The 531-nt window shown below is 77.6% G+C and carries 1 protein-coding gene and 1 pseudogene; both read right to left on the bottom strand.

Going from position 1 to position 531, the window contains the following annotated elements; all coding sequences use genetic code 11:
• Positions 1 to 222: pseudogene (locus FB586_RS18925) on the bottom strand (hypothetical protein); the annotation flags it as partial.
• Positions 223 to 232: 10 nt separating this feature from the next.
• Positions 233 to 531: aminoacyl-tRNA deacylase (locus tag FB586_RS18920; RefSeq protein WP_136520871.1), on the bottom strand; the 299-nt coding region annotated here is incomplete at its 5' end.

Below are 531 nucleotides of genomic sequence, written 5' to 3'. Positions count from 1 at the left end.
GCGCACGGCCGTGTCGAACCCCGCCGCACGAGCCGCCTCGACGGCGGCGGCGTACCCGGGCAGGCGGGTGTCGCGGCGCCCGAACACGACCGCCGGGCGCGCCGGCACGTAGACCCGCAGCGCCTCGTCGAGCTCGCCGTCACCCGCGCGGCGCAGGAGCGCGTGGGCGAGCGCGAGCTCCAGCGACTCGGGGCCACCGAGCGGTGCGGTGTGCAGCAGCATCGGATCGGCCCTACGCGGGGTCGGTGACGTCCGCGACGGTCGCGCCGAAGTGCGCCGCGACGTCGTCGGCGGCCATGGTCGCGGCCACCCCGTGCGCGCCGGCGCCGATCGAGATGGTGCGCCCCACCAGGCGCTCGTCGGCGACGACGGGCAGGTCGCCCGCCGCGCCGAACGGCGTGATGGTGCCGCGCTCGTAGCCGGTCACCTCGCGGGCGGCCCCGGCGTCGGGCATCGAGATCCGGTTGACCCCGAGCAGCGCCCGCAGCTTGGGCCACGAGATCTGCCGGTCGCCCGGGACCAGCACGAGCA

It is taken from the genome of Cellulomonas telluris (assembly GCF_004886325.1).
GTDB lineage: Bacteria > Actinomycetota > Actinomycetes > Actinomycetales > Cellulomonadaceae > Cellulomonas > Cellulomonas telluris.
Note: the sequence above shows the minus strand (reverse complement) of the source record. Positions and strands in the feature narration are given on the sequence as shown.